Origin of the sequence: Pseudomonas sp. PI1 (assembly GCF_000812405.1) — a bacterium.
GTDB lineage: Bacteria > Pseudomonadota > Gammaproteobacteria > Pseudomonadales > Pseudomonadaceae > Pseudomonas > Pseudomonas citronellolis.
The window spans coordinates 1-24,620 of record NZ_JWMC01000066.1; the positions used below are offsets into that span (position 1 = coordinate 1).

Annotated in this window: 26 protein-coding genes and 1 riboswitch; of the genes, 4 read left to right on the forward strand and 22 right to left on the reverse strand. The window is 70.7% G+C overall.

The annotated features are described in order from the left end of the window. Positions 1-60: 60 nt before the first annotated feature. Complete coding sequence (locus RN02_RS21380) at positions 61-927, reverse strand: universal stress protein (RefSeq protein ID WP_043316626.1); 867 nt, start codon at positions 925-927, stop codon at positions 61-63. A 67-nt stretch (positions 928-994) separates the two neighbouring features. Further along, positions 995-1,594 (reverse strand): acyl carrier protein phosphodiesterase, encoded by a 600-nt coding sequence (locus tag RN02_RS21385; protein ID WP_043316628.1) that lies wholly within the window; start codon positions 1,592-1,594, stop codon positions 995-997. A 119-nt stretch (positions 1,595-1,713) separates the two neighbouring features. Between RN02_RS21385 and RN02_RS21390 the strand changes: the two genes are divergently transcribed. The 3 genes from RN02_RS21390 (at position 1,714) to dxs (ending at position 5,318) form a co-directional block, all read left to right on the forward strand. Continuing rightward, on the forward strand, positions 1,714-1,956 hold the full coding sequence (locus RN02_RS21390) for an exodeoxyribonuclease VII small subunit (RefSeq protein ID WP_009615726.1): 243 nt from the start codon (positions 1,714-1,716) through the stop codon (positions 1,954-1,956). Then, a complete protein-coding gene (ispA, locus tag RN02_RS21395; RefSeq protein ID WP_043316630.1) occupies positions 1,953-2,840 on the forward strand; it encodes a (2E,6E)-farnesyl diphosphate synthase in 888 nt (295 codons plus the stop codon). The genes RN02_RS21390 and ispA overlap by 4 nt, the downstream gene beginning before the upstream one ends. Positions 2,841-3,407: 567 nt before the next feature. After that, on the forward strand, positions 3,408-5,318 hold the full coding sequence (gene dxs / locus RN02_RS21400; protein ID WP_009615724.1) for a 1-deoxy-D-xylulose-5-phosphate synthase: 1,911 nt from the start codon (positions 3,408-3,410) through the stop codon (positions 5,316-5,318). A gap of 16 nt (positions 5,319-5,334) precedes the next feature. Here dxs and RN02_RS21405 read toward each other — a convergent pair whose 3' ends face one another. The 20 genes from RN02_RS21405 to eutS form a co-directional block, all read right to left on the reverse strand. Beyond that, on the reverse strand, positions 5,335-6,519 hold the full coding sequence (locus RN02_RS21405; protein ID WP_043316632.1) for an acetate/propionate family kinase: 1,185 nt from the start codon (positions 6,517-6,519) through the stop codon (positions 5,335-5,337). 98 nt (positions 6,520-6,617) lie between these two features. After that, positions 6,618-7,676: an HTH-type transcriptional regulator EutR gene (gene eutR, locus RN02_RS21410; RefSeq protein WP_043316634.1), complete on the reverse strand. Its 1,059-nt coding sequence runs from the start codon at positions 7,674-7,676 to the stop codon at positions 6,618-6,620. A gap of 108 nt (positions 7,677-7,784) precedes the next feature. Further along, entirely contained in the window at positions 7,785-8,333 is a 549-nt protein-coding gene (locus RN02_RS34755) for a BMC domain-containing protein (RefSeq protein ID WP_009615720.1), read from the reverse strand. After that, a complete protein-coding gene (locus RN02_RS21420) occupies positions 8,333-9,688 on the reverse strand; it encodes a 4Fe-4S dicluster domain-containing protein (RefSeq protein ID WP_043316636.1) in 1,356 nt (451 codons plus the stop codon). The genes RN02_RS34755 and RN02_RS21420 overlap by 1 nt, the downstream gene beginning before the upstream one ends. Then, on the reverse strand, positions 9,685-10,173 hold the full coding sequence (locus RN02_RS21425; RefSeq protein ID WP_043316638.1) for a BMC domain-containing protein: 489 nt from the start codon (positions 10,171-10,173) through the stop codon (positions 9,685-9,687). Before RN02_RS21425 ends, RN02_RS21420 begins: the two co-directional genes overlap by 4 nt. A 13-nt stretch (positions 10,174-10,186) precedes the next feature. After that, entirely contained in the window at positions 10,187-10,846 is a 660-nt protein-coding gene (eutL, locus tag RN02_RS21430) for an ethanolamine utilization microcompartment protein EutL (protein WP_009615714.1), read from the reverse strand. 25 nt (positions 10,847-10,871) lie between these two features. After that, on the reverse strand, positions 10,872-11,753 hold the full coding sequence (eutC, locus tag RN02_RS21435) for an ethanolamine ammonia-lyase subunit EutC (RefSeq protein ID WP_043316640.1): 882 nt from the start codon (positions 11,751-11,753) through the stop codon (positions 10,872-10,874). 10 nt (positions 11,754-11,763) lie between these two features. Next, positions 11,764-13,125, reverse strand: a complete 1,362-nt coding sequence (locus RN02_RS21440) for an ethanolamine ammonia-lyase subunit EutB (protein WP_043273343.1) — start codon at positions 13,123-13,125, stop codon at positions 11,764-11,766. 9 nt (positions 13,126-13,134) lie between these two features. Then, entirely contained in the window at positions 13,135-14,553 is a 1,419-nt protein-coding gene (locus RN02_RS21445; protein WP_043316642.1) for an ethanolamine ammonia-lyase reactivating factor EutA, read from the reverse strand. 9 nt (positions 14,554-14,562) lie between these two features. Next, positions 14,563-15,819: an ethanolamine utilization protein EutH gene (gene eutH / locus RN02_RS21450; protein ID WP_043316644.1), complete on the reverse strand. Its 1,257-nt coding sequence runs from the start codon at positions 15,817-15,819 to the stop codon at positions 14,563-14,565. After that, a complete protein-coding gene (locus tag RN02_RS21455; protein ID WP_043316647.1) occupies positions 15,816-17,063 on the reverse strand; it encodes an iron-containing alcohol dehydrogenase family protein in 1,248 nt (415 codons plus the stop codon). Before RN02_RS21455 ends, eutH begins: the two co-directional genes overlap by 4 nt. A gap of 1 nt (position 17,064) precedes the next feature. Further along, complete coding sequence (gene eutJ / locus RN02_RS21460) at positions 17,065-17,901, reverse strand: ethanolamine utilization protein EutJ (RefSeq protein ID WP_043316650.1); 837 nt, start codon at positions 17,899-17,901, stop codon at positions 17,065-17,067. 7 nt (positions 17,902-17,908) lie between these two features. Then, positions 17,909-19,330 (reverse strand): aldehyde dehydrogenase family protein, encoded by a 1,422-nt coding sequence (locus tag RN02_RS21465; RefSeq protein ID WP_009615704.1) that lies wholly within the window; start codon positions 19,328-19,330, stop codon positions 17,909-17,911. 94 nt (positions 19,331-19,424) lie between these two features. Then, positions 19,425-19,712 carry an ethanolamine utilization microcompartment protein EutN gene (gene eutN / locus RN02_RS21470; protein ID WP_009615703.1) on the reverse strand — a complete coding sequence of 96 codons (288 nt, stop codon included), beginning with the start codon at positions 19,710-19,712 and terminating at the stop codon, positions 19,425-19,427. A gap of 115 nt (positions 19,713-19,827) precedes the next feature. Beyond that, positions 19,828-20,121 (reverse strand): ethanolamine utilization microcompartment protein EutM, encoded by a 294-nt coding sequence (gene eutM, locus RN02_RS21475; RefSeq protein WP_009615702.1) that lies wholly within the window; start codon positions 20,119-20,121, stop codon positions 19,828-19,830. Positions 20,122-20,217: 96 nt separating this feature from the next. Then, positions 20,218-21,219: a phosphate acetyltransferase gene (locus tag RN02_RS21480; RefSeq protein WP_043316652.1), complete on the reverse strand. Its 1,002-nt coding sequence runs from the start codon at positions 21,217-21,219 to the stop codon at positions 20,218-20,220. After that, a complete protein-coding gene (eutT, locus tag RN02_RS21485; protein ID WP_043316655.1) occupies positions 21,216-22,058 on the reverse strand; it encodes an ethanolamine utilization cob(I)yrinic acid a,c-diamide adenosyltransferase EutT in 843 nt (280 codons plus the stop codon). Before eutT ends, RN02_RS21480 begins: the two co-directional genes overlap by 4 nt. 7 nt (positions 22,059-22,065) lie before the next feature. Continuing rightward, on the reverse strand, positions 22,066-22,761 hold the full coding sequence (gene eutQ / locus RN02_RS21490) for an ethanolamine utilization acetate kinase EutQ (RefSeq protein ID WP_043273352.1): 696 nt from the start codon (positions 22,759-22,761) through the stop codon (positions 22,066-22,068). Next, entirely contained in the window at positions 22,758-23,225 is a 468-nt protein-coding gene (locus RN02_RS21495) for a EutP/PduV family microcompartment system protein (RefSeq protein ID WP_009615695.1), read from the reverse strand. Before RN02_RS21495 ends, eutQ begins: the two co-directional genes overlap by 4 nt. 2 nt (positions 23,226-23,227) lie before the next feature. Then, the gene (gene eutS / locus RN02_RS21500) at positions 23,228-23,563 is read right to left on the reverse strand and encodes an ethanolamine utilization microcompartment protein EutS (protein WP_009615694.1); all 336 of its coding nucleotides are present in this window, start codon (positions 23,561-23,563) and stop codon (positions 23,228-23,230) included. Between the two features lie 310 nt (positions 23,564-23,873). After that, positions 23,874-24,073: riboswitch (cobalamin riboswitch) on the forward strand. A gap of 86 nt (positions 24,074-24,159) precedes the next feature. Here eutS and RN02_RS21505 point away from each other — a divergent pair. After that, positions 24,160-24,620 (forward strand): TonB-dependent receptor plug domain-containing protein (locus RN02_RS21505; RefSeq protein ID WP_043316657.1); only part of this gene is annotated, 461 nt, incomplete at its 3' end.

Consider the following 24,620-nt stretch of genomic DNA (forward strand, 5'->3'; position numbering starts at 1 on the left):
GGCCCCCGCCATTGGCGGGCGCCGTCGTTCCCTTGGCGCGCGGGCCTGCGCCGCGCCGCCCTACACGCCGGTTTCCGGCGGCACGACCAGGATGTCGCAATCCAGTTCGCGCAGGGCGTAGTCGGCGACACTGCCGATCAGGGCACGCTTGATCCCTCCCATGCCCCGGGTACCCATCACCAGCAGGTCCGGCCGGTGCTTTTCGGACATGCGCTCCAGCACGTTGCCCGGCAGGCCGACGGCGACCAGCTGTTCGTCGATCCAGGATTCCAGTTGCTGGTCGCGCAGGAACGCCTTGAACTCGTCCACCGCCTGGCGCGTCTCGGTGCCGACGAACTCGTCGATGCGCTCCTCGCTGACCCCCGAGTACTGCATCATGCCCTTGGCCAGCGGGCTGAAGGCATAGATGGCGCGGCGCACCGCGCCCTGCAGCAGGCCCAGGCGCTCGGCGACGCGCACCGCGTTGGCCGAGGCCGGCGAGGTGTCCAGCGCCAGCAGCAGGTCGCGGTATTCGCCGACCGCCGGCTGGTTGACCATCAGCACCGGCAGCTTGCCAGCGCGCACCACGCGTTCCACCGTGGTGCCGACGAAGATGTCGCGCAGCACGCTCTTGCGGTGCGAGCCCATCACCAGCAGGTCGACGTCCTCTTCCAGCGCGCAACTGACGATCTTCTGGTTCGGGTCGCCGACCTCGACGCGGATGCGCGGGCAACCGCCGCCCAGGGCGGTGAGTTCGACCAGGCGCGCCTCCAGCAGCAGCCGGACCTGCGTCGCCTCCTGTTCGACCAGCGCCACCGGCTGGTCCTCGTCCACCACGCAGAGCACCGTCCACGGGCAGCCGAAGCGCTTGGCCAGGGCACCGGCGCGTTGCAGGGCCTTCTCCGAGCGCGAAGACAAATCCGTGGCGATCATCAATGATTTGAGCATGCTGCACCTCCCTCTCCGTCGTGGGTTCTATTGCATCCTTTCATGGCTTTCCTACGTTTGATGCATATCAAGCCGGGGGGCGATCCCCAGGCAGATTGTCGCGGCGCCCGGCCAGCGCCAGCAGTTGCGGGTAGAACGCGCGGAAGTCGTCGCTCAGCGGCTGGTAGCGCTCGGCCAGTTCCTCCCAGGCGCCGTCCAGCAGGCCCGGGCGCGACAGCCGGCGGGCCATGCCGGCGAGCACGTCCTGCAGCACCGTGAACTCGCGGTAGCTGCCCAGCCAGTCCTGCGCCGCCATGCGCGGGGCGATGCGCGCCAGGCGCTCGGGCAACTGCGGGGTGGTGTTCAGTACACCATAGACGCGGCGGGTGAATTCGCTGAGCGGCTCGTTGCTGAATGTGTCCCAGTCCCGCGCCAGGCAATGGTCGAAGAACACGTCCAGCAGCACGCCCGCCAGGCGCCGCCGCTCGGCGGGAAAGCGCAGCTTCGCCGCATGCACCAGCGGATGGCTGTCGGTGAAGGCATCGATGCGCCGGTGCAGGCGGATGGCCGCCTCGATGTCCGCCGGCCAGCGCCCGGCCAGCGGCCCCTTGACGAAATCGCCATAAAGGCTGCCGAGCAATTGCGCCGGCTGCGAACCGCCGAGGTGGAGATGGGCGAGGTAGTTCATGGCCCAAGCTTAGCGCGAAACCTCGGCCGCCGGGATGCCGGGCAAGGCCCGCGGATTTGCCCGCAAGGCCCGCCTCTGCTAGTGTCGCCGGGTTCCGAATACCCCGCCGAGATGTCCCCATGGCCCGCAAGAAAGCCGTCGATTTCGAACAGTCCCTCGCCGAACTGCAAACCCTGGTGGAACGCCTGGAGAGCGGTGAACTGTCCCTGGAGGACTCGCTCGGCGCCTTCGAGCAGGGCATCCGCCTGACCCGCGAATGCCAGGCGGCGCTGAGCCAGGCCGAGCAGAAGGTGCAGGTGCTGCTGGAGCGCGACGGCGAGCTGAGCGAGGCGCCGTTCGACAGCGAAGGCGAAGACGCATGATCGCCGCCTACCAGGCGCGCTGCCAGGCGCGCGTAGACGCCGCCCTGGAAACCCTGTTCACCCCGCCCCGCGAAGACCTCCAGCGCCTCTACCGGGCCATGCGCTACAGCGTGGTCAACGGCGGCAAGCGCGTGCGCCCGCTGCTGGCCTACGCCGCCTGCGAAGCCCTCGGCGGCGACCCCGCCCGGGCCGACGGTGCGGCCTGCGCGGTGGAGCTGATCCACGCCTACTCGTTGGTCCACGACGACCTGCCGGCGATGGACGACGACGACCTGCGCCGCGGCCAGCCGACCACCCACATCGCCTTCGACGAGGCCTGCGCCATCCTCGCCGGCGACGGCCTGCAGGCGCTGGCCTTCGAAGTGCTGGCCGAGGCCCGGCTGAACCCGCAGGACGCCGAGACACGCCTGGCCATGGTCACCGCCCTGGCCCGCGCCGCCGGTTCCGCCGGCATGGTCGGCGGCCAGGCAATCGACCTCGAGGCGGTGGGCCGCAGGATCGACCAGACGGCCCTGGAAACCATGCACCGGCACAAGACCGGCGCGCTGATCGAAGCCAGCGTGCGCCTCGGCGCCCTGGCCAGCGGCCAGGCCGACGCCGAGCGCCTGGAAGCCCTGGCCCGCTACGCCGGGGCCATCGGCCTGGCCTTCCAGGTGCAGGACGACATCCTCGACGTGGAAAGCGACACGGCCACCCTGGGCAAGACCCAGGGCAAGGACCAGGCCCACGACAAACCCACCTACCCCGCCCTGCTCGGCCTGGAAGCCGCCAAGGCCTATGCCATGGCCCTGCGCGACCAGGCCCTGGCGGCCCTGGAAGGCTTTGGCGAGGGCGCCGAGCCGCTGCGGGAGCTGGCTCGCTATATCGTCGAGCGGCGTAGCTGAGGGGTCGGCGGGCCAGGCCAGGCCAGGCGGCGAGGTGTCGGCGAAGTCCGCAACCCTCACCCCAGCCCTCTCCCAGAGGGAGAGGGGGCCGTCCTGAGTGGGTGGATAACACAGCGTCAGCCGGCAGGTTCCGCGGTTATGCGCCGTAGGCCAAATGCACCGGGACGCCCGGTGTGGCCGGTGAGTCCGCTCCTACGGCTCCAGGAAGCACGGCTTTTCGTAGGATGGCGTTGAGCGAAGCGATACCCATCAGCGCAACCGCATGGGTTTCGCAAGCTCAACCCATCCTACGAAAAGCATCTCGGCGCAAGACAGTTGCTCCTACGGTTCAGGGAAGCACGGACGTAGGAGCGGACTCCGTCCGCGATTCGGCGCATAACGCCGCACGGATTTCCAGAGAAACATCCGCGCGCACCGGAACGCCCCTTGGAAGGCCAAGCGCTCTGGCCCAAGGCCCACAGGCAAAACCAGCCCCTCCCCCAACCAAACAGCACCCCCACCTTGCTTGGGCCTGTCAGAAGCATCAGGTAAACTGCCGCATCTTTGCCTCTCATAACGATCAGCCTGATGCCCACGACGTTCCACGAGATCCCCCGCGAGCGCCCCGCCACCCCCCTGCTCGACCGCGCCAACACGCCGGTCGAGCTGCGCCGGCTGGGCGAGGCGGAGCTCGTCAGCCTCGCCGACGAACTGCGCCAGTACCTGCTCTACAGCGTCGGCCAGACCGGCGGCCACTTCGGCGCCGGCCTGGGGGTGATCGAGCTGACCATCGCCCTGCACTACGTCTTCGACACCCCGGACGACCGCCTGGTGTGGGACGTCGGCCACCAGGCCTACCCGCACAAGATCCTCACCGGCCGCCGCGAGCGCATGGGCACCCTGCGCCAGAAGGACGGCCTGGCCGCCTTCCCGCGGCGCTCGGAGAGCGAGTACGACACCTTCGGCGTCGGCCACTCCAGCACCTCCATCAGCGCCGCCCTGGGCATGGCCATCGCCGCGCGCATGCAGGGCTCGGGGCGCAAGTCGGTGGCGGTGATCGGCGACGGCGCGCTGACCGCCGGCATGGCCTTCGAGGCGCTGAACCACGCCTCCGACGTGCAGGCCGACATGCTGGTGATCCTCAACGACAACGACATGTCGATCTCGCACAACGTCGGCGGCCTGTCCAACTACCTGGCCAAGATCCTCTCCAGCCGCACCTACAGCAGCATGCGCGAAGGCAGCAAGAAGGTGCTCTCGCGCCTGCCCGGCGCCTGGGAGATCGCCCGCCGCACCGAGGAATACGCCAAGGGCATGCTGGTGCCCGGCACCCTCTTCGAGGAACTGGGCTGGAACTATATCGGCCCCATCGACGGCCACGACCTGCCCACGCTGATCGCCACCCTGCGCAACATGCGCGACCTCAAGGGCCCGCAGTTCCTCCACGTGGTGACCAAGAAGGGCAAGGGCTTCGCCCCGGCCGAGGCCGACCCCATCGGCTACCACGCCATCACCAAGCTGGAGCCGGCGGGCGCTGCGCCGAAGAAGGCCGGCGGGCCGAAGTACTCCAACGTCTTCGGCCAGTGGCTGTGCGACATGGCGTCGCAGGACCCGCGCCTGGTCGGCATCACCCCGGCGATGAAGGAAGGCTCTGACCTGGTGGCCTTCGCCGAGCGCTTCCCGGAGCGCTACTTCGACGTCGCCATCGCCGAGCAGCACGCCGTGACCCTCGCCGCCGGCATGGCCTGCGACGGCATCAAGCCGGTGGTGGCGATCTACTCCACCTTCCTGCAGCGCGGCTACGACCAGCTGATCCACGACGTCGCGGTGCAGAACCTCGACGTGCTCTTCGCCATCGATCGCGCCGGCCTGGTCGGCGAGGACGGCCCGACCCACGCCGGCAGCTTCGACCTTTCCTACCTGCGCTGCATCCCCGGCATGCTGGTGATGACCCCCAGCGACGAGGACGAACTGCGCAAGCTGCTGACCACCGGCTACCTGTTCCAGGGCCCGGCGGCGGTGCGCTACCCGCGCGGCAGCGGGCCGAACACCCCGATCGACCCGACGCTTGCGCCGGTGGAGATCGGCAAGGGCGTGCTGCGCCGCCAGGGCAAGGCCGGCAAGGTCGCCATCCTGGCCTTCGGCGTGCAACTGGCCGAGGCCCTGCAGGTGGCCGAGCGCTTCGACGCGACCGTCGCCGACATGCGCTTCGTCAAACCGCTGGACGAGGCCCTGGTGCGTGAGCTGGCCGACAGCCACGAACTGCTGGTGACAATCGAAGAAAACGCCGTGATGGGCGGCGCCGGCGCTGCGGTCGGCGAGTTCCTCGCCCGCGAGAACCGCCAGCAGCCGCTGCTGCACCTGGGCCTGCCGGACTACTACGTGGAGCACGCCAAGCCGGCGCAGATGCTCGCCGAATGCGGCCTGGACGCCGCCGGCATCGAACGCGCCATCGCCGAACGCCTGGCCCTGCTGGCCACCCCCGCGCCCGAGGCCTGAGCCCCGGCGCGCGGCGTCAGCCCAGCAGCGCCAGCGTGTCCAGGGCGATCATCCGCTCCTCGGCGGTGGGCACCACCAGCACCCGCGGCGAGCCGGGCTGGTGGATTTCCCGGCAGCGGCCGCCCACGCAGGCCGCGTTGGCCGCCTCGTCGACGGCGAAGCCGAGGAACCCCAGGTGGGCCAGGGTCCTGGCGCGCACCAGCACCGAGTTCTCGCCGATCCCGCCGGTGAACACCAGGCCGTCGATGCGCGGCATGGCGCAGCCCATCGCCGCCAGGGACTTGGCCAGGCGGTAGCAGAACACCTCGATGGCCAGGGCCGCGCCCGCGTGGCCCCGGGCGCGCGCCTGTTCCAGGGTGCGCATGTCGTTGGACAGGCCCGACAGGCCGAGCAGGCCGCTGTCTTCGTTGAGCATCCTGTCGACCTCCTCGATGGTCCAGCCCAGGCTGCGGATCAGGTGGCCGTGCAGGTTGGGGTCGACATCGCCGCTGCGCGTGCCCATCACCAGGCCCTCCAGCGGCGTCATGCCCATGCTGGTGTCGCGGCTGCGGCCGTTGACGATGGCGCAGGTGGAGCAGCCGTTGCCCAGGTGCGCCGACAGCCAGCAGCTGTCCTCCGGCGGCAGGCCGCACAGGGCGGCGGCGCACTGGCTGACGTAGCGGTGGCTGGTGCCGTGGAAGCCGTAGCGGCGCACGCCGAAATGCCGGTACAGCCTTTCCGGCAGGGCGTAGCGGTAGGCGTGCTCGGGCAGGCTCTGGTGGAAGGCGGTGTCGAACACCGCCACCTGCGGCAGCTGCGGGTACAGCGCCAGGGCCGCCTCGATGCCGGCCAGGGCGCCGGGGTTATGCAGCGGCGCCAGGGCGACGGTGTCGCGGATGTTCTGCATGACCTGCGGGTCGATGCGGCAGGCCTGGCTGAAGTGCTCGCCGCCATGCACCACGCGGTGGCCGATGCCTTGCAGGCGCCCTTCGGCGGCTACCTGCACCAGCGGCAGCAGGCGCGCCAGGGCCTGGCGGTGGTCGGCGTTCGGCAGGGCGAGGTCGACGCGGCCGCCGGCGTCGACGATGCGCAGGCTGGCCTGGGGCGTGCCCAGGCATTCGACGATGCCGCTGGCGCGGAACTCGGGGGCGCTTTCGTCGACCAGGGCGAACTTGATCGACGAACTGCCGCAGTTGATGACGAGGATGCTTCGGTCGGACATGGAAGGGTTTCCTGCAGGGCAAGGGAGAGCCCGGCGCGCTACGCCGCCCCGGACCGCGAAGGGCCGGGCGCGGGCGCGCCGGGGAGAAGAGGTGCGGCCTACCAGGCCGCGCTCAGGCGTTCGCGGTTGGCCAGGGTGGCCGAGGGCCGCTCACCGAAGAGCCGCTGGTAGTCGCGCCCGAACTGCCCCATGTGCCAGAAGCCCCAGGCCATGGCGGCGTCCTGCACGGTCGCGTAGGGCGAGTGGGGGCTGCCCAGCTCGCGGTGCACGGCGTTCAGGCGCACGGCCTTGAGGTAGTGGATGGGGCTGCGCCCGAGCACGTCCAGGAAGCAGTTGCGCAGCGTGCGCTGGCTGACGTGCAGGAGCCGGCAGAGCTCTAGCGCGCTCACCGGCCGGCTGGGGTTGTCCAGCACGTATTCGCGCGCCCGGGCAACCACCCAGTGCTTGCGCAGCAGGGTGCGGGAGCAGGCGTGGCGCGCAGGTTCCGCGCCCTGCAGCAGGTCCAGCAGGCAGAGCTGCAGGTCGTGGTTCAGCTGCCGCGCCACCGCGGGCTCGCGCAGGCTCAGCGGCTCGACCTGGGCCAGCGCCAGCGCGGCGCGCATGAAGTCGCACAGGCGCCGCCGGGCGCCGGGCTCGACCTGCAGCAGGCGCGACTCATCCAGCAGCAGGCCGAGGTGGCGCAGTTCCTCCAGTTCCAGGTGCTCCAGCAACGCCTCGCGCTCCACCACCAGGCCGAGGATGTTGTAGTCGTCCGGGGTGCTCAGCTCGAATTCGCGGCCGCCCGGGCGCACGGCGATGGCCTGGGCGTCGATGCAGTCGCGGCCGATGTAGCCGACGTCCTTGTCGCCGTAGGGGATGCCGAACCAGAAGGCGCCGGGCCAGACCATGCAGGACTGGTGCAACGCGTGGCTGGTGTATTCGCGGAAGAACTGCAGGCCGTCGAGCCAGACCTCGGTCAGCTCGCCGCGGAAGGGCCCGGGGTCGAGCTGGTCGTAGAGCTGCTGCCAGGCGGTGATGTTGCAGGCGTGGGCGTAGACGTCGCGGGTCTGCCGCCGACGCACGCCGTCGCAGTGGCCCAGGGGTTCGTCCAGCCTGCCCGGCGTGTCGTCGCACGCCCAGAGGTGATGCAGATCGATTGCGCTTTTCTTGTCCGACATGACGTCTTGCCCGATAACTTCAGGGACCCGCGCGAGCGGGTCGGGTTTCGTCATGCAAGGCACGGTCAAGTGGGTGCTCTATGGCTACCTCACACTGTGGAGAATTGCTCAGAGCAGGTGTTGCCACAGGTCAAGGTGCGGCCTGGGCACGGTCATGCCGTGGACCAGCAGCCCCTTTTCCCCTGCGCTGGCGCAGGCCACCCGCACCGCCGCCTCCACGTCGGCGACCTCGCCGGTCAGCACCAGGTAGCACTTGCCGCCGATGCCGAAGGCCATGTGCACGCGCACCAGGGTGACGTTGGCCGCCTTCACCGCGGCGTCGGCGGCCTCGATGCAGGCCGCCACGCTGAAGGTTTCCACCACCCCCAGCGCGCGCGGCCGCTCCACCGGGTTGACGCCGCTGATGGCCGGCAGCACCGACTCGTGGATGTTCGCCAGGACGAACTGGTCCACCAGCATCTGCCCACCCTCGGCCGCGCCGGCCTGCACCGCCTGGCGCACCGCGGCGACCTCGCCGCCGACCATGGCGATGTACTTGCCGGGGCAGATGGTCTTGGCCGCCAGCAACTGCACGTCGGCGCTCTTCAGCATCAGGTCGGCGAGCTGCACGCCGCGGGCGATGCTGGTCAGTTCGATCAAACCTATGGCGTGGTGCATCAGGCTTCTCCTGGCGGGTTGGCGACGAGGCGGATGTGGCTGTCGCCGACCTCCGCCACGCGGCCGGCGATGCTGGCGTGCAGCGGCACGCCGAGTTGTCCTTCGGGCGCTTCGGCGATGCATTCGCCCAGCGCCACCTGCTGGCCCACGGCGACGCAGGGCCGGGCGGCCACGCCGATGTGCTGGCGCAGCGCCAGGCGCACCTCGGCGGGATGATGTTCCTGCGCCAGCAATGGCGCCTTGTGGTTATAGGCCTGCAACTCCAGGCGCGAGACCAGGCGGCTGACCGGCAGCAGGCGGTATTCGGCCATGGGGTCGGCGCCGCGCAGTTCGCCCTGGTAGCGGGCGCCCTCTTCGCGCAGGCGGGCCTTGAGCGCCTGGTTCAGGCGCATCGGCGAGATTTCCACCGGACAGGCGTAGGCCTCGCAGATGCCGCATTCGGAGCAGGTCAGCGCCGACAGCAGCACGCTGGGCTGGGCGACGTGCTGGTAGTTGGTGGCGCGCACGATCAGGTGCGGCGGCAGCTCGTGGCCGATCATGTGCCGCGGGCACAGCTCGGTGCACAGCGTGCACTGCTCGCACACCGAGCGGGCCATGGCCAGCACCGAGTCCATGCTCTGCCGGCGGCGGCGCACCAGCAGGTGGTCGTCCGGCAGCACCAGCAGGCCGCCGGTGGTCTTGCTGACCGGTTCGTCGAGGTCGTCCAGCAGGCGCCCCATCATCGGCCCGCCGTTGATGAAGGCCGGGCGCTCCAGGGTGCTGCCGCCGGCCAGGGCCAGGGCCTCGCGCAGCGGCGTGCCCAGCGGCAGGGCGAGGGTCAGCGGCTGGCGCACCGCGCCGTTCACGGTCAGGGTGCGGTGGGTCACCGGCAGTTGCAGCTCCACCGCGCGGCCGACGTTGATCAGCGTCTGCACGTTGCTCACCACCACGCCGATGGCCAGCGGCAACGCCGCCGGCGGCACGCGCCGGCCGGTGGCCAGCCAGATGGTGATGACCTCGTCGCCGGCCGGGTAGACGTCCGGCAGTATGTGCAGGCGCACGCGCTCGGGCAGCAGCGGCTGCAGGCGCTCGATGGCAGCGCGGTACTTGGCCTTGAGGGCGATGATGCCTTCCTTCGCGCCGGTGGCGGCCATGCCGTGGAGCAGGCCCTTGAGCAGCCATTCGGCCTGTTCCACGGCGAGCTGCTGGTCGACCTTGAGCAGGGGCTCGCACTCGGCGCCGTTGACCAGGTAGATCTCCGCCTGGGCCTTAAGCTTGACGTGGGTCGGGAAGCCCGCGCCCCCCGCCCCCACCACGCCGGCGGCGAACACCCGGCGGCGGATTTCCCCGGCGTCCAGGGCCTCGACGGCGATCATCGCGGCGCCCCTCCCGGCAGGCGGTAACGGCTACTGCGGCGGCGCAGCCGGCCCTGGGCGAAGAGGCCTTCCAGCCAGGCCCGGGCCTGCGCCACCGGGATGTCGAAGGCCGCCGCCACCTCGCTGGCGCTGTAGCCGTGCTTGCGCCGGGCGAGCAGGCCGAGCAGCGCCTCCTGCGGGGCCGCCGCCGGGGCCGGGCCTTGCCCGGCGTCCAGCAGGCTGCCCAGCAGGTAGGCGGTGTCGTCTTCCGGGCGGCCGATCTCCTTGCGGCTGACCAGGCAGCCGCGCCGGGTGGCCAGCGCCGCGCCGGCGTCCAGCGCGGCGCGGCAGGCGGCCAGGTCGCCCTCCACCACCAGGGTGACCAGCGCCGGGTTGGTCACGGCCTGGCGCAGCAGGCGCACCGACGCCGCCTTGAGCATGGTGTCGGCGGCCTCTATGCCGCAGGCCAGGCCCCTGACTTCCAGCAGGCCCAGGGCATCGATCATGGCGCTCACCTCCTCAGGCCCGCTGGATGGGGTTGCGGGCGATCTCCAGCACCGCCTCGGAGAAGGCGTTGCAGGCGGCGCGGCAGGCCGCCTGGCTGCCGGCGAGGAAGGCCGCCGAGTAGTTGGTTTCCGAGGGCGGCGGCACGTAGGTCACCAGTTGCACGTCGGCGGCCTTGAGCGCGGCGTCGATGCCGTAGGTGGCCTCCAGCGGCGGCGCCACCAGGTAGGCGATGGGGTCGCCCAGGGCGATGCCGGCGCCGGCCGACAGGTAGCTGCCGGTGCGCGATACCACATGGGCGAGGAAGGCCACGCTGTGGGCGTCGTCGGCCCAGCGGAAGCTCGGGCCGGCCTCGATCACCTCGTTCATGGCGTCGAGCCCGGCGCGCACCTCGGCGGGGTTGGGGCCGCCGAGCATGATCAGCACCTCGCCGGCGGTGGACGAAGGCCCGTTGGCCGCCCCGGCGTACAGCGAACGGCCGTACACCACTTCCACCTGGGCCTGCTTGGTGGCCTCGTCGGCGGCGATGTAGGCGACGTCGTCGGAGTCGACGCTGATCAGCCCGAGGCTGCGGATGTGCTCGCCCACCTTCAGCTCGCGGCGGAAGTCTTCCTGCAACGAGGCGATCAGGCGCATGGCCGTGACGCTCGGTTTGATCGGATCGAGAATGCTCATGTCGGGTTGCTCCTCAGCAATGGGCTCAGCGGTTCAGGGCGATGCCGGAGGCCTGCTTTTCCAGCATCCGCCGGGCCAGGTCGACGATCACCGCCGCCGCTTCCACCGGCGGCGTGCCGCCGCGGTGGATGTTCGAGATACAGGTGCGGTCGGCTTCCACTGTGCCGGCCAGGGTCGGCTTGTACACGGCGTAGCAGGACAGGCTCTCGGACTGGCCCAGGCCGGGGCGCTCGCCCACCAGCAGGATCACCACCTGGGCGCCGAGCAGTTCGCCGATCTGGTCCTCGACCTTGACCCGCCCGTAGCGCACGAAGAACGGCGTGCCGACGTCCAGCCCGGCGTTCTTCAGGCCCTCCAGCAGCGGCGGGAGGATTTCCTGGAAATTCACCGTCACCGCGTCGGTGGACAGGCCGTCGGAGATCACCACCTGTACCTGCGGGTTCTTCCTGCACTCGGCGAGCAGGGTCGCCACCGCCTTTTCGCTGAGGCGGCGGCCCATGTCCGGGCGGGTCAGGTACTGGTCCTTGGTGTCGATTTCCGACTGCACTTCCAGCAGGCCCTGCTGGGCCACCCACTCGGCGGGCACCTCCTTGAGCACGGTGTCCTTGGAGCGCGAGTGGTCGGCGAGGAAGCGCAGCAACGCCTGGGTACGCGGGCGCACGCCGGCGCGGCCCAGGCACACCCGCGCGGCGGTGGCCTTGCGGAACTCCTCCAGCACCTCGGGGCGCTGCGGGGCCTGGACGCCGATCCACTGGCGGGCCTGTTCCGAGCCCAGGTCCCAGGCGCACAGGCCCTCTTCCACGGCGCTCGGCGCCGCTGCCGGAACGTCAGGTGCCGCCGGCGCGGGGCGGGCCTGGAGTTCATTCAATACCGAACGGACGATGTCCTCGATCTGCTGCTGATGCATGTCGCTTCCCTCAGAAGAAAATGGATGGATCGCCGGCGCGGGCGGTCAGCCGGCCGTCGCTCATCAGGCCCATGCGTTCGAGCCAGCGCTCGAACTCCGGCGCCGGGCGCAGGCCCAGCAGCTGGCGGATGGTGGCGGTGTCGTGGAAGGCGTTGGTCTGGTAATTGAGCATGATGTCGTCGCCCATCGGCATGCCGATGATGAAGTTGCAGCCGGCGGTGGCGAGCAGGATCATCAGGTTCTCGTTGGAGTTCTGGTCGGCGTCGGCGTGGTTGGTGTAGCAGCAGTCGCAGCCCATGGAGATGCCGCTGAGCTTGCCCATGAAGTGGTCTTCCAGGCCGGCGCGGATGATCTGGCGGTCGTTGTACAGGTACTCCGGGCCGATGAAGCCGACCACGGTGTTGACCATGAAGGGGTCGAAGTGGCGGGCCAGGCCGTAGTTGCGCGCTTCCATGGTCAACTGGTCGGCGCCGTAGTGGGCGCCGGCGGACAGCGCCGAGCCCTGGCCGGTCTCGAAGTACAGGCAGTTGGGCCCGGCGATGCGGTTGTACTCGGCGCCCACCGCGCGCGCCTCTTCGAGCATCTCCAGCTCCACGCCGAACTCGCGCAGGCCCTTCTCGCTGCCGCAGATGCTCTGGAAGATCAGCCCGCCCGGCGCGCCGCGGCGGATCGCCTCCATCTGCGTGGTGACGTGGGCCAGCACGCAGCCCTGGGTGGGGATGGCGAACTTGTCGATGGCCTCGTAGACGGTGTGCAGCACGCGGGTGAGGTTCTCGACGTTGTCGGTCACCGGGTTGACGCCGATCACCGCGTCGCCGATGCCGTAGGACAGGCCCTCGTACATCTGCGCGGCGATGCTCTGCACGTCGTCGCGGGTGTCGTTGGGCTGCAGCCGCGCGCTGAAGCGCCCGGGCAGGCCCATGGTGTTGTTGGCCTTCTTCACCACCGGCATGCGCTTGGCGGCGTAGATCAGGTCGGCGTTGGAGCAGATCTTCGCCACCGCCGCCACCACCTCGGAACTCAGGCCCTTGCGCAGGAAGGCGATGTCGTCGGCGCCGGTGTCGTCGGCGAGGATGTATTCGCGCAGCTCGCCGATGCGCCACTGGGCGATGCGCGCGTAGGCGCTCTCGTTGATGCCGTCCTGGATCAGCCGGGTGACGCTGTCCTCCTCGTAGGGGATCACCGGGTTCATGCGCACGTCGGCCACCGTCAGCTCCGACAGCACCTGCTTGGCCGCCACCCGCTCCTGGGCGGTGCCCGCCGCCACGCCGGCGAGCACGTCGCCCGAGCGCGGCTCGTTGGCCTTGGCCAGGACCTCCTTGACGTCCTTGAACTGATAGGTCTTGCCGAACAACTGGGTCTTGAGTTTCATCACACCACCTCAGGAAGGGAAAGCCAGTGACTTGACGGTGACCGGAAGGATCTCGCCGTCGAACAACGGGCTGCCGATATCGATGTAGTCGCCATCGCTGGTCGCCACCTCGTCGATGACCGCCAGGGCACGGCCGGCCAGGCGCGGCTGCAGGAGCATGCCAAGGACCTTGCCGAGGTCCTGGGCGGCCACCACCAGCAACGGATGGGCTTGGGATTCATGGCGCTGGAAGCCGGCGAGTTCTTCCACGCAGCGCTGGATAGCCCGGTAGGCCACCGGCAGGTCCGCCGGCAGGGCCAAGGCGTAGAGGTCTTCGTCGGCGCGCAGGTCCATGCGCAGCAGGTTCTGCCGCCAGCCGTCGGCGATGCCCGCGCCCTGGCCGGCGGCCCAGTCGGTCGCGCAGGGCACCACCGGCACGTTGCGCATCGGCAGCTGCATTTCGCGCAGCCAGATGGTGCTGCCGGACAGCGACAGGCTGTGGGCGCCGGCGCCGATCACCGTGGCGCGCACGGTCTGCTTCGGCTCGGCCAGCGGCAGGCGCCGGAAGCCGGGGTCCTCGTGCAGCGCCGCGGCCAGCAGCGGGCCGATGTCGCCGTAGCGGAACGGCGCCTGCTCCGCGCCGTGGTAGAAGCATTCGCCGACGCCGCCGGAGAGGGTCAGCGCCTGCAGCCGGCCCACCGCCGGCAGCGGCTCGGTCATCAGCAGTTCCCGGGCCAGCGGCGAAAGCGCGCCGTCGATCACCTCATGGAGCAGCGCCGCCATGCGCCGCGCCACCGTGCGCAGTTGCTCGCTGGACAGCGCCTGCGGCTCGCCACCGAACAGCTCTCGGCAGATCGCCCGCGCCGGCCCGTGCAGGCGCAGCAGCGCGCCGCGGCTGTCGGTTTCCACCAGGCGCCCGCCGACGTTCAGGCAGGCCGAACCGATCACCCGGCCGGCCTCGAACAGCACGTAGTTGGCGGTGCCGCCGCCGATGTCGATGTTCAGCACCCGCCCGGCGCAGGCGGCGGACAGCTCCGCAGCGCCGGCGCCACGCCCGGCGATGACCGATTCCAGGTGCGGCCCGGCGCTGGCGACCACGAAGTCGCCCAGCCGCTCGGCCAGGCGCAGCACCGCCGGGCGGGCGTTGCGCGCCTTGGAGGTCTCGCCGGTGATGATGATGGCGCCGGACTCCACCTGCGCGGGCTCCAGGCCCGCGGCGCGGTACTGTTCGAGGATGAAGGCGAGCAGCTCGTCCTCGCGCAGGTGGCCCTCGAAGTCGATCGGGGTGAAGGCCACCGGGCTGACGTAGGTGACCTCCCGCGCGGCGAACTCGTAGTGCGGCACCTGGGACAGCGAGGCACGGTTGACCAGCACCAGGCGCGAGAAGATCACCTGGGTGGTGGTGGTGCCGACGTCGATGCCGACGCTGCGCAGTTCGCGCCTGCTCATGGCCGCGCCCTACTCGGCCCGCTGCAGGTTGGCGTCGGGCAACGCCACCGGCTCGGGCTGGGCTTCGGACTTGGGCGCGATGAGCATGGCCACGGCCACCGCGGTGATGCCGCCGAACAGCTTGCCCACCAGCATCGGGAAGATCATCGCGGACATGTTCGCCGCGGTGAAGCCGAGGTGGTCGCCCAGGGCGAAGCCGGCGGACACGGCGAAGGCGCAGTTGATGATCTTGCCGCGCGCATCCATCTTGCCGAACATGCCGAACATCGGGATCACGTTGGCCAGGGTCGCCACCATGCCGGCGGCGGCGTCCTTGTTCATGCCCAGCAGGCCGCCGACTTTCATCAGCGGGGTGCCGAACCAGCGCGTCAGCAGCAGCACCATGGGGTAGGCGCCGAGCAGCACGCAGGCGATCGAGCCGATCACTTCCATGGCGCGCATCACCGCGCCGGGCTCGTCGCCTTCGCTCATGAATATCGGGTCCAGCCCCGGGATCAGCGTCCAGCCCACGGTGAACTCCACCACCGCGGCGGCCAGGCCGAGGGTGATCAGCCCCACCAGCAGTTTGGCGAACACCTCGAAGCCGGCGATGATCTTCTCCGGGCAGAACTTCAGGCCCAGGGCGATCAGCGCCGCGACCACCAGCACCGGGATCATGTTGATGAGGATCATCGCCAGCGAGAAGCTCACCGGCTCGCCGTTGACCTCGATGCCCGAGTACATCGCCACCAGCCCGCCGGCGATGCAGCCCAGGGGCACGGTGACGATCCCGGCCAGGGTGCCCAGGGCCAGGTAGCGGCGGTCGGCGGGGTCGATGATGCCCAGCGCCACCGGGATGATGAACACCAGGGTCGGGCCCATCATGGCGCCGAGGATCAGCCCCGAGTACAGCCAGGCGGCGGTGTCGCCGCCGGCCAGCTCCTTGGCCAGGGAGAAGGCGCCCATGTCGTTGGCCAGCAGGGTGCCGGCGAACATCGCCGGGCTCGCCCCGACGCTCTCGTACAGCGGAATCACCAGCGGCCCCAGCAGGTTGGCCAGCACCGGCGCCAGGGCGGTGATGCCGACCATGGCCAGGCCCAGCGCGCCCATGGCCATGAAGCCTTCTTCGAACTGCCCGCCGGAGCCGCCGATGCCGCGCCCGAGCCAGCCCAGGCCGAGATGGCCGAGGACCTTCTCGGAGCCGCCGAACTGGCTGAATACCCGGTCCACCGCCCCGATCAGCAGGAAGACCATCATCACGTACAGGATGATTTCGTTGATGCTCATGACAACTGCTCCTGAACAGAATTGTTTCCTTGCTGGCAGGCGCCTCGGCGCTGCCAGGCGTCCTGGTAGATCGCGCTGATCTGTTGCGCGCAGGCGCTGCGCGGGTTGCCGGCCAGGCAGATGTCCTGCAGGGCCGCCTCGGCCAGCGCGGCGAAGTCCTCGCGGCGCACGCCGTGGGCCTGCAGGTCGCGGCCGGCGGCGCCGACTTCGTCGATCAGGCGCTGCACCGCGGCGATGCTGCGTTCGGCATCCAGGCTTTCGCGGCTGAGGGCATGACCGATGTCGGCGTAGGCGCGCTTGCACACCAGCTGGTTGAAGCGCATCACCGCCGGCAGCATCAGGGCGTTGGCCTGGCCGTGGGGAATGCCGTAGCGCGCGCCGAGGGGGTGCGCGGTGGCGTGGCACAGGCCCAGGCCGGAATTGGAAAAGGCCATGCCGGCCATGTACGAGGCGAGCATCATCGACTCGCGGGCGCCGACGTTGCCGCCCTGCCCCACCGCCAGCGGCAGGGCCTCGCCGATCAGCGCCACGGCGCGCAGGGCCAGGCCCTGGGTCAGCGGCGTGGCGCTCGGCGCGACGTAGGCTTCGATGGCGTGGGTCAGCGCGTCGATGCCGGTGGCGGCGGTCACCGCCGGCGGCACGCCGAGGGTCAGGCAGGCGTCGATGATCGCCAGGTCCGGGATCAGGTCGGTGTGCACCAGCACCTGCTTCAGGTGCCGCTGGCTGTCGGTGATCACCGCCACATTGGTGGCCTCGGAGCCGGTGCCGGCGGTGGTCGGCACAGCGATCAGCGGCATGCGCCGGCGCAGCGCCGGGCCGTCGCCAAGCTCGCTCACCCGGCGTTCCGGGTTGGCCGCCAGCAGCGCGGTGGCCTTGGCCGCGTCGAGCACCGAGCCGCCGCCGAAGGCCAGCACGCCGTCGCAGTCGGCGGCCAGCAGTTGCCGGCCGGCGGCTTCCACCACTTCGCTGTGCGGTTCGCCGCCGGCGTAGACCAGGCATTCGCAGCCCAGCCCGGCGTCGTCCAGCGAGCGCAGCAGGCCCTGGTCCAGCGCCTGCTCGTGCAGGCGGCCGTCGACCATCACGAACAGCCGGCGGATGCCCAGCGCCGCGCAGGCCTCGCCGGCGCGCACGGTGGCGCCGGGGCCGATGTAGGTGCTGGGCGGCACGCGGAATTCGCGCACCGCGCGGGCATTGAGCATATCCAGGGCGCGATAGATCACCCGGCCGACGTCCTGCTCGTGCATGTCAGCGTTCCTCCTCGGCTTGTAGGCCGCAGGCGGCGATGGCCAGCGGCGTGGTGAACAGCGGCGGCGCGGGCAGGATCACCCGCTGCGCGGGGAAGGCCGCGGCGAACAGCGGCTGTACGCCGGGCAGGGTGCAGGTGCCGCCGGACAGGTAGATGGCGTCCACGTCCTGGCCTTGCAGGTGCGTGTGGACGATGTCGGCCATCTTTTCGAACACCGGGCGCACCAGCGGCCACAGGATCTGGCCCTCCTCGCGCTTGCGCCGTTCGGCCATCTCCAGCGACACGCCGAGGTGGCCGGCCAGCACCAGGCTGACGTGATGCCCGCCGGTGGGTTCGTCGGCGGAATAGGTCACTTCGCCGTCGTGCACCACGGCGACGCCGGTGGTGCCGCCACCGATGTCCACTACCGCGGCGCGGTCCAGGCGCAGCATCCGCGCCACCGCCGAGGGCTCGTCGATCACGTGGGAAACCTCCAGGTCGACGGCCTCCAGCACGTGAGTGGAAATGCCCGGTTCGGTGCCCGGCGGGTACGAGGTCGCGGCGCGCTGGAAGCACACGCCCAGTTGCCGCTCCAGGCTTTCCACCTGGCTGCGCACCAGCTTCACCGCGCCGAAGAAGTCCCAGACCACGCCGTCGCGCACCACGTCGGCCCAGTCCAGGCGCACCGCCACCGGCAGCGCCTGGGCGTCGAGCACCACCGAGACCACGGCGCTGGTGCCCAGGTCGATGCCCAGGCTCAGCGGCCCGCGGTCGCCCGGTTGCGCGACGGGGTGCGCCAGGCAGTAGGCGGCGCGTTCCAGGCGTGGCAGCAGCCAGTTTTCGAGATCGCGTTGCATGGCCGCCTCAGACGATCCGCAGGTGGTCGACCATGACGCAGCGGCGCAGGCGCACGAAGGTGCGCGCCGAGGTCACGCCCTCGCCGGTCGGCGTGGTGATGGTCATGGTGGTCCAGCCCTCGCCGCCGAAGCCCAGGCCGGCCAGGCACGGCCCGTTCTTGACGAAGATGCTGGTGTCCATGGCATTGGCCATGCGGTCCAGGTGGTCGAGGTTGCGCGAGTGCATGGCCGCCGTGTGGTGGCAGCCGCCCTCCAGCTTCACGGCCAGGGCGATGGCCTGGTCGACGTTGGCCACGCGCACCATCGGCAGCACCGGCATCATCATTTCGGTGATGGCGAAGGGGTGGTCGGCGGCGGTTTCCAGCAGCAGCAGGCGCGTCTGCTCCGGCACCTGCAGGCCGATGGCGGCGGCGATCTTCGCCGCGTCGCGGCCGACCCAGTCGCGCGAGACGCTGCCGCGCCCCTGCTCGTCGACCTTCGGCAAAAGCAAGGGCAGCAGTTGCTGGCCCTGGGCGGCGCTCAGCTCCACGGCCTGGTGCTTGAGCATCTCGGCCTTGAGGGCGTCGGCGACGCTGTCGACCACGATCAGCACCTTCTCGTCGGCGCAGATGATGTTGTTGTCGAACGAGGCGCCGAACACGATGTCGCGCGCGGCGCGGGCCAGGTCGGCGGTCTCGTCCACCACCACCGGCGGGTTGCCGGCGCCGGCGGCGATCAGGCGCTTGTCGGTGTGCTTGCGCGCGGCTTCCACCACCGCCTCGCCGCCGGTCACCACCAGCAGGCCGATGCCCGGGTAGCGGAACAGCCGCTGGGCGGTCTCGATGTCCGGGCGCTGCACGGTGGTGATCAGGTTGGCCGGCGCGCCGGCTTCGACCATGGCCTCGTTGAGCAGGCTGACGGTGCGCTGCGACACCCGCTTGGCCGCCGGGTGCGGGGCGAACACCACGCTGTTGCCGGCGGCGATCATGCTGATGGCGTTGTTGATCACGGTGGCTGCCGGGTTGGTCGAGGGCGTCACCGAGGCGATCACGCCCCAGGCCGCGTTCTCGATCAGCGTCAGCCCGCGGTCGCCGCTGAGCACCTGCGCCTGCAGGCATTCGCTGCCGGGGGTGTGGCGGGCCTGGGCGATGTTCTTGGCGGTCTTGTCGGCCACCCGGCCCATGCCGGTTTCCTCCACCGCCAGCTCCGCCAGTTCCTGGGCGTGGCGCTCGCCGGCGGCGCGGATGGCGGCGATGGCCCGGTCGCGCATGGCCACCGAGCGCAATGCCTTCTGTGCCTGCGCGGCGGCGGCCACGGCGGCGTCCAGTTCGACGAACACGCCGGGGGCGCAGGTCGCGCCCGGCGATGCGACAGCGGCCGTGGAGGTCGCCCCTATCGAGGCGAGCACCGCCTTGACCACCTGTTCGATTTCCTTCGGGTTGATGTCCACGTCGTGCCTCACAGAATTCAGGGATGAGCCGGGCCACTCCACCTGGCGCGGGCCGGTGGAGGACGCTTGTCGTGAATGACCGCCGGGGGCGGGCCTATTTGCGGTAGAGCAGGCTGCCGTCGAGCACCGCTTCGTCGACGATGCCGACCACGCACAGGTCGATCGGCGCGCGCACCTCGGCCAGGGCCTGGCGCGCGGCGCTGCCGCCGGCCAGCATCACCCACTCGCCGTTGCCGGCGCCGAGGCTGTCGCTGGCCACGTGCCGTTCACCGTCGGGGCGGCCGGCGCGGTCGAGCATCTCGACCAGCAGCAGCCGGTCCAGGCCCACGCCCGGATGCTTCACGGTGCACACCACCTGCCCCACGACAATCGCCAGTTTCATCGCCTGTTACCTCGTCGGGCCGCGTCCTTCGCGGCATACGCATGGATCCTCGGTGGCGGCGCCCGGAACCCGCAGGGCGAGTTCAGGCACCGCTCGGACGGTCGCGGCGGGCCGCTCAATCCACCGGGCGATCCGCCGCCAGCTTGATCGGAAAGACCTCTTCCAGGTCCGAATGCGGACGCGGGATCACCTGCACCGAGACCACTTCGCCGACGCGCTGCGCGGCGGCCGCGCCGGCATCGGTGGCCGCCTTGCAGGCTGCTACGTCGCCACGGACCATCGCGGTGACCAGGCCACCGCCGATCTGCTTGACGCCCACCAGCTTCACCCGGGCGGCCTTGACCATGGCGTCGGAGGCCTCGATCAGCGCCACCAGGCCCTTGGTTTCGATCATGCCTAATGCTTCCATCTCACTCTCCTCGAACAATCGATCGCCCTTCGCAGGGCCTCTTCGGAGTGGCTAGCCACTCGCGTTACCCCCGGACGGCGGGGGCCGCCGTCCGGCTCAGGCGACTCGCCCGACAGCCTCGGCGCCGCCGGCCATCTTGTTGGCCAGCAGCACCGTCTGGATCATTTCCTCGCTCGTGCAGCCGCGCGACAGGTCGTGCAGCGGCGCGTTCATGCCCTGCAGCATCGGGCCGATGGCGTTCATGCCGCCGAGCCGCTGGGCGATCTTGTAGCCGATGTTCCCGGCCTCCAGGCTGGGGAACACGAACACGTTGGCCGCCCCGCCCAGCGGGCTGCCGGGCACCTTCGCCGCAGCCACCTCGGGGACGAAGGCGGCGTCGAACTGGATCTCGCCGTCGACGCACAGCTCCGGCCGGCGCTCGCGCACAAGCTCGCAGGCCTGGCGCACCGCCTCGGCGTCGGCGTGCCTGGCGCTGCCGTGGCTGGAGAACGAGAGCATCGCCACCCGCGCCGGCTCGCCGGTCACCTGTTCGAAGCTGGCCGCCGAGGCCAGGGCGATGTCCGCCAGTTGCTCCACCGTCGGCCGCGGCACCACGCCGCAATCGGCGAAGGCCAAGGGGGCGCCGCCGTCCGCTGGCAGCATGAAGAACACCGAGGACAGCGTGCGGTTGCCCGGCGCCAGGCCGACCACCCGCAGGCCGGCGCGCAGCACGTCGGCGGTGGCGCTGAGGTTGCCGGCGATGCACAGGTCGACCTGGCCGGCCGCCAGCAGCGCCGCGCCGAACCACAGCGGGTCGTGCAGTTGTTCCAGGGCCTGCTCGGGGCTGAGCTTGTCCTGGCGCCGGGCCAGGTCCTGGGCGAAGCCGTGCAGCCAGGGCGAGCGCGCGGGGTCGATCAGCCCGAGGTCGCCCAGGCGGATGTGCCGCTCCAGGCAATAGCCGCGCAGGGCGAAGGGGTTGCCCAGCAGCAGCGGCTCGGCCAGGCCCTCGGCCTTGAGGTGTTGCGCCGCCTCGATGGCGCGGCGGTCCAGGGCGTCGGGGAAGACCACCCGCGGCGGGTTCTGCCGGGCGGCCCGGCGGCAGTCGTCGAACAGTTTCATGGGGCCTCTCCCTGCACGCGCCGGCTCAGTTCCGCGGCGCTCGGCCAGGGTTGCCCGCGCAGGTGCAGCAGGCTCAGCAGCATGGCCACGTAGAGCGCACTGGACAGCCGGTTGAGGGCGTGCAGCAGGTCCGCGCGGCGCAGCTTGAAGCCGGCCTCCATGAACACCTGAGCGGCGCAGATTTCCACCTCGCGGACCTTGGCCCGCAGCAGGTTGAGCAGCGCCGGCGCGCGGCCGTGGCCGCACTCGGGCACCAGGTGATCGTGGCCCAGGTATTTCAGCGGCGCGTGGGACAGGCGGTGCAGCACGGCCTCATCGAGCCCGCCGACGGCGAACCCGGCCAGCTCCTCGTCCAGCACGTCGGCGCGCATCAGTTGGCCGAGCAGCGAACGGATGTCGGCCAGCCAGGCGGCCAGCTCGGCCGGCTCCGGCAGTTCCACCTGCAGCCACACCGCCAGGGCGATGGCCGCGTCCAGCTGGGCGCGGAACTGCAGGCGCGGGTCGTTCTTGGCCACCAGTTCGTGGGCGTTCAGATGGGTCATCCCGGCAGGCTTGTCGGCCGGCGCCGAGCCGCATAGCTGGCAGGTCGCGGCGACGCGCCGGGCGCTGCCGGTCAGCCCGTGCACCGCCTGCAGGCACGGCGCGCCGTCCGCGTCCGGCTCTTCGGTCGCCCGGTACAGGCGGCCCTGTTCGTCATGGAACTTCAGCGACAGGTGGCGCTCGTCGATCAGCGCGCGGGCGGCGGGAGTCAACCGCGCATCGGCGGGCAGCCGCAGCTCGGTGCCTTCGCTCAGGCCGTGGCGCTCGCGCAGCCAGCTTTCGGTGATGAAAGTGCTCATGGCCGCCTCACTGTTCCTGCCAGTTGGCCGGCCAGGCCACGTAGAGGAAGCGCACCCGGCTGGGGGTGCCGAACTCGATGGCGCTGCCCTTGGGAATGAACAGCAGGTCGCCGGGCTGGCCCACCAGGGTCTCGCCGTTCTGGCGGATGTGCAGCTCGCCCTCCAGCACCAGGTCCACTTCGTCGTAGTTCAGCGTCCAGGGGAAGAAGGCGTTCTCCCACTGCATGAAGCCGGCGCCCATGCTGCTGCCGTCCTCGGCGCCCACCACGTCGGTGATGCCGATCTGGTATTCGCCCGGCACGCCTTCCAGGCGGCCGAAGCGCACGCTGCCGCCCTTCACCAGCTTGATCCCGCCGGCGCCGGTGCGCGCCTCGAAGGCCGCCCGGGCCACGCAGGCGCCGCCCTGTTGCGCGGCCTTGCGCACCAGTTGGTCGACCAGTTGCGCGTCCACTTCGGCGGGCAGCCGCGCCAGCACCTCGGCGCGAATCCGCGCCAGCTCGTCCTCGCTCGGCCCGGCCGCGGCCGGTTCACTCGCGGCCGCCGCCGGCTCGCCGGCCACCCGCTCGACCAGCGCCAGGCCCGCCTGCTCGGCGACCGTGCGCGCCTCGGGGGTGACGATGCAGCGCGGCAGCTCCACGGCCAGGGAACTCTGCCCGGCGGCGATGGCTTCACGGATGTCGTTGGCGGTAATCAGCTTCTTCATCTCAACAGGTCCTCGATCGGATTCCGTGCGTTCAACAGCGCGCGCAGGCGCTCGATGCTGGCGGGGTCGTCGCTGGCGGTGTGGACGATCGCGCCGTCGATGCCGTGGGCGCGCAGCAGGCGCTCGATGGCGGGCAGGTCGACGCCGGGCAGGTCGCACTTGCTGATCACCCCGATCAGCCGCTTGCCGGCGTGGATGTCCAGCAGCCCGGGCGGCAGCCGGCACTCCGTCGAGTCGGCGGGGTGCACGTAGACCAGGGTGTCGACGTCGTCGGTGCTGGTGATCAGCGCGCGATACAGGCGCGGGTGGCTGACGAATTCGCCGGGGGTGTCCAGCGCGCCGCCGGGGCCGTAGTCCAGCGCCTGGGTCTTGCGCGCCGCTTCGGGGTTGCCGCACAGGGCGTTGAACAGGGTGGTCTTGCCGGCTCCGACGCCACCGATCAGGGCATAACGCGGCGCGTCCATGGTCAGCTCCTGGTCACCGGGCAGACGCTGTAGTCCAGCAGCCGGCCGAGGGCGGCGCAGGTCTGCGCCAGCGCCTCCTCCACCGCGCCGACGCTGCCGTGCAGCACCAGCGCGCCGCTGAAGCGGTCGAGGAAGCCGATGCGCACGTCGGCGGCCTTGGTGGCGAAGTCGCCGGCGATCATCGCGGTCTCGCCCGGGGTGAGGGTCATGATGCCGATGGCCTGCGCCCCGGGGACGCCTATCTTGCTCGACAGCTCCTCCTGGGGATGCGCGATCAGGTGCGCCAGGGTCACCTGTTTGCCCGGGACGAATTCCTGGATGATGCGCTCTTTGGACACGTGCTCCCCTCCTCTACTGCTTAGGAAGCTAACAAGTGCCCGGACGGCGGCCCTATCAAAATCCGGCAAAGTTTTCCGCCGCCCCGAAAGACCAGAAAACTCCTACAAAAACCGGCTGGAACGCCCGCGCGGCGCCGCATTGGCGGCTGCTGGCCGGAGCTTTCCGGCCGCGGTTCGCAGCGTGCTGAGTGACTTTGTCGCAGCCGCCGCAAAGCGCCCGGGCGCAGGCGGGGCGCCGCCATGGACGTGACGGGCCGCAGAGGAAAGGGACGTCTGACGGACAGGTTCCGCATCGGCCCGACTTGCCCGGCCGCCGCGTTGTTCGTAAGGTGCGCACGTTTTCGTTCGAGGTAACGGGAAGCAGGTGAAAGGCCTGCGCTGCCCCCGCAACGGTAACCGACCGCAGGCCTTGCGCCTGCCGCGCTCCAACCCGCCACTGTGCGCCACGCATGGGAAGGCCGGGAGCGTGCGAGTCGGCAGCCCGGAGACCGCCCTCGACACGCATGACAGGTGTTGCGGAGGGCCGCACCTTCAAGCGCGGCCACTCCCGCCCTTGCCAGCCCTCCTCGAAAGTCCACTTTTGAGGAACCCCAGCGATGAAACTTTCCCGTCTTGCCCTGGCCGTCGCCGTGCTGCCCGCGGCGGCCTTCGCCGGCGACGATGCCGAACAGGCCTACCAGCTGCCGTCGATGGTCATCACCTCGGCGCGCCAGGCCGAACCCCGCGGCCAGGCCACCGCGGCCAACACCGTCTTCACCCACGACGACATCGAGCGCCTGCAGGCGCGCAGCGTGCCCGAGCTGCTGCAGCGCGTGCCCGGCGTGCAGCTGAGCAACGCCGGCGGCCTGACCAGCTACTTCCTGCGCGGCACCAACCCCGGCCAGACCCTGGTGCTGGTGGACGGCCAGCGCATCGCCTCGGCCAGCAGCGGCATCGCCCGCCTGGACTACCTGAGCATCGACAACATCGAGCGCGTGGAAGTGACCCGCGGCCCGCGCTCGGCGCTGTACGGCGCCGACGCCATCGGCGGGGGGGTCCAGATCTTCACCCCCCCCCG